The sequence below is a fragment of the Corynebacterium sp. p3-SID1761 genome (genome assembly GCF_055862885.1).
Window position 1 is genome coordinate 1 of record NZ_JBSQBJ010000034.1, and the last position, 3402, is coordinate 3402.

General features: G+C 61.1%; 4 protein-coding genes. 2 read left to right on the top strand and 2 right to left on the bottom strand.

What is annotated here, in order from left to right:
- Positions 1-222: 222 nt before the first annotated feature.
- A complete protein-coding gene (gene bcp, locus ACWXWJ_RS10190) occupies positions 223-714 on the bottom strand; it encodes a thioredoxin-dependent thiol peroxidase (protein ID WP_473964340.1) in 492 nt (163 codons plus the stop codon).
- A gap of 88 nt (positions 715-802) precedes the next feature.
- Here bcp and ACWXWJ_RS10195 point away from each other — a divergent pair, with 88 nt between their 5' ends.
- Together ACWXWJ_RS10195 and ACWXWJ_RS10200 are read left to right on the top strand one after the other, a co-directional pair.
- Positions 803-1081, top strand: a complete 279-nt coding sequence (locus ACWXWJ_RS10195; protein WP_293791462.1) for a DUF3618 domain-containing protein — start codon at positions 803-805, stop codon at positions 1079-1081.
- Between the two features lie 10 nt (positions 1082-1091).
- Entirely contained in the window at positions 1092-2255 is a 1164-nt protein-coding gene (locus tag ACWXWJ_RS10200) for an AbrB family transcriptional regulator (RefSeq protein ID WP_473964341.1), read from the top strand.
- Positions 2256-2276: 21 nt separating this feature from the next.
- Here ACWXWJ_RS10200 and ACWXWJ_RS10205 read toward each other — a convergent pair whose 3' ends face one another.
- The gene (locus ACWXWJ_RS10205; RefSeq protein WP_473964342.1) at positions 2277-3299 is read right to left on the bottom strand and encodes an LLM class flavin-dependent oxidoreductase; all 1023 of its coding nucleotides are present in this window, start codon (positions 3297-3299) and stop codon (positions 2277-2279) included.
- Between the last annotated feature and the right edge of the window lie 103 nt (positions 3300-3402).

A 3402-nucleotide genomic window follows, 5' to 3' on the forward strand; every position in this document is an offset into this window, starting at 1 on the left:
ATAGAGCCCATGCCTTGCTCGAAACACTCCACTAACTGCTCGCGCTGAATTTCACTCAGCGAACTTCGTGCTCTCAATGAAAACTACTCCCCACTAGTCGGTAACTGATTTCTCAGTCCAACTAATGGGGAGCAGCTCACATAGCGGGGCTGTGTTCATTTCTGACTCATTTGCGCCCGCTAGTACAAGGGGAGTGCGGTCGCATGTGCGAATGATCGCGCGTTAGAGCTCCTTGGCGATGCGTGCAACGTGGCCGGTGGCCTTCACGTTGTACTTCGCCACGGCGATCTTGCCTTCCTCGTCGATGACGAACGTGGAGCGGATCACGCCCTGAACAACCTTCCCGTAGTTCTTCTTCTCCCCAAATGCGCCATAGGCTTTCATGACGGACTTGTCGGCGTCGGACAGAAGGGGGAAGCTCAGCTCGTACTTATCGCGGAACTTCTCCAGGGCTTCTACCTTGTCGGGAGAAATGCCGACTACATCGACACCCTGACCGTTGAGCTCGGTGAGGGAATCGCGGAAATCACAGGCCTCGGTGGTGCAGCCGGGAGTATCAGCCTTGGGGTAGAAGTACACGATCACCTTGCGGCCCGTGTAGTCCGCCAGGTTCACGTTCTTGCCGGAATCGCTGGGCAGAGAAAACTCTGGAGCCTTGTCGCCGACCTGCAGTCGGGTGGGCTCGTTTGCGGTGGAATTGCTGTTCTCAGTCATGCACCCCACCCTAGCGAAAGCGTTGACGGGCTGGATCATTTACAATGTTCAGGTAGCAATTAAACGTTCGAAAAAGGGAGAAACTTCCGTGGCCCGTAGCATCGATGCCATCCAGCGCGACATTGAACGCACCCGCAGCCAGCTGGGACGGACGCTGGAGGAGCTGTCCGTCCGTGCAGATCCGAAGAACCTGGCGGATGACGCTCGTGGTCAGGCCGTGAACACCCTCAAGGAGCCAAAGGTGCAGATGATCATCGGTGGCGTTGTCGCCGGTGTTGCACTGTTGACCGCCCTGGCTATTGGATCCAAGCGCAAGGAAAAGAAGCAGATCAAGGAGATCCAGCGCCTGCTGGCTGCTACCCGCTAAGCGGGCAGCGTTGCTTAATCTGGCGCTGCCCAGTCCTAAGAAGCTGGCCACGCTTGGTCTACTGACCATAGTTTCGATCGGTGCAGGTTTCGCCTGCGAAGCGGTGGGGGTTCCTGCCGCGTGGATTTTTTCTTTCCTGATCGTCTTCGGCATTTATGCCATTTTCAGCGACCGGCAGGTCAGCCCGCCCAAGAAGGCGATGATCCCCTCCCAGGTGATCATCGCCCTTTTGTGTTCCTCGCCTCTGACGACTATCAACGTCGGCACCATTGCCTCCTATGTCGGGCCCACCGCCATGTCGCTGGTGGTTACGCTGGCGGTGTGCCTGTTGGCCTCCTGGCTGTTGGTGCGCATTCACCGGGTCGGCCCGGCCACCTCCGTCCTGGCCACACTCGCAGGCGGGGCCAGCGCGATGGTGATGCTCTCCCGCGAGCTGAATGCGGACACACGCTTTGTCACCCTGACGCAGTACCTGCGCGTATCCATTATCGTCTTGACCCTGCCCGGGCTGGTCACCCTGCTTTCCCAAGTCGGGGGCGACGGAGCAGACGCGGCGGAGGGGGCGTCAACAAGAAAAGAAAGCCTCCTCGACGGCCTACAGACGAACTGGCAAGGCGTGGTCGGTGCGGTGGTCGTGGGGCTGACTGTGTGGGCGTTTACGCGCCTGACTGCCCGCTGGTTCAGCATTAGTTCGCCGTACCTGCTGCTCAGCATTGCTTTCGCCATGATCGGCGTGATGGTCTTCAGCGTGCCGCACGAGTTCATTGCGCCGAACGGGCTGCTGGAGAAGCTGGCCTATGCGCTCGTCGGCGTGCAGGCCGGCGGCACTCTGACAAAGGGCGCGCTACGGCAGTTCGTGAAGGCTCTGCCCGTCATTCTGGGGGTGATCGCCCTAATGATCGCCAGCTCTATCGGCACGGCCTTCGCCATCGCGGGATTATGGGACTTCAAGGTTTTGGACGCCTACCTGGCCACCGTGCCTGGCGGCATCTACGCAGTCCTCGCATTCGCGCACGACGCGGGCAGCCAGCCGATCGTCACGGTCATTCAAGTAATGCGCATGATCGCCATGTTGGTGGTGGGCGCCTACGCGCCGCAGATCATTCGGCTGGTGTTTGGTCCGGGCGCGGCAGACGGGCGGCCGGAGCCGCGTGAGACGCAGCGCCAGGGGTAGTAAGTCCTAGGGGTCTAGTGGTTAGTGCTGGGCGGGGGAGAGTGAGGCGGCGTCCGCAAGAATTTCCATAGACCGCAGGGATTCCCCGGTCGACGGCGACTGCAGCGAGACCATGAGCTCGTCGGCTTGGGCGTGAGTACGGAACTCCTCGAGGTAACGACGGACGACGTCGCGCGTGCCGACGGCGGAGTAGCGCAACATATCCAGGATCTGCTGGCCGGCGGGGGAATCAATGAGCATGTCCAGTTCCGCTTCCGTAAGGCTGCGGCCACGACCCGCCATGACGCGCACGCGGTTGCGGCAGACCTGGCGCCACTGCTCATCGGCCTCTTCTTGGGAATCAGCGGCGGTGACGTTTACGGCGGCAATGACATAAGGTTCCGGGTGGCGTTCCGAGGGTTGGTAGTTGTCTCGGTAGACCTGCACGGCCTGCGTGAGAGCGGCGGGCGCAAAATGGCTGGCGAAGCTGTAAGGCAGGCCCAGGTGTGCAGCTAGCTGTGCGCCGAATAGGGAGGAACCCAGGATGTACAGCGGCACATTAGTGCCCATGCCGGGGACGGCTACAACACCGGGGATCTTGGACTCGCCGTTGAGGTAGCCGTTGAGTTCGGCGACGTCTTGCGGGAAGGTCTCCGCCGCGGAAGGCTCGCGGCGCAGAGCACGGAGGGTCATTTGGTCGGTGCCGGGGGCGCGGCCGAGGCCGAGATCAATGCGGTCCGGGTGGAGCTCTGCGAGGGTGCCGAACTGCTCGGCGATGACGAGCGGGGCGTGGTTCGGGAGCATGACGCCACCGGCGCCCAAGTTAATCGTGGAGGTCTTAGCCGCAATGTGTGCAATGAGGACGGCGGGCGAGGAGCTGGCGATGGATTTCATGTTGTGGTGCTCTGAGTACCAGATGCGCTTGAAACCGAGCTTCTCGGCTTGCTGGGCCCACTGGACGGAGCGGTTGAATGCGTCGGCGGGGCGCTCGCCCTTGTAGACGGTGGCGAAGTCCAGCAGGCTCAGCGGGGAAAGGGAGTTCTCGTGTGCCGTCGTGTCCGTCATAGTGGTTTGGATGCCTCCTTGGTGTGAGCCTGCTATAGGTTTTTGCGGTTCTTTTACACACGATAACCACCGTGGTGGGGCGGTTATTCCGCTGGCGTTGGTC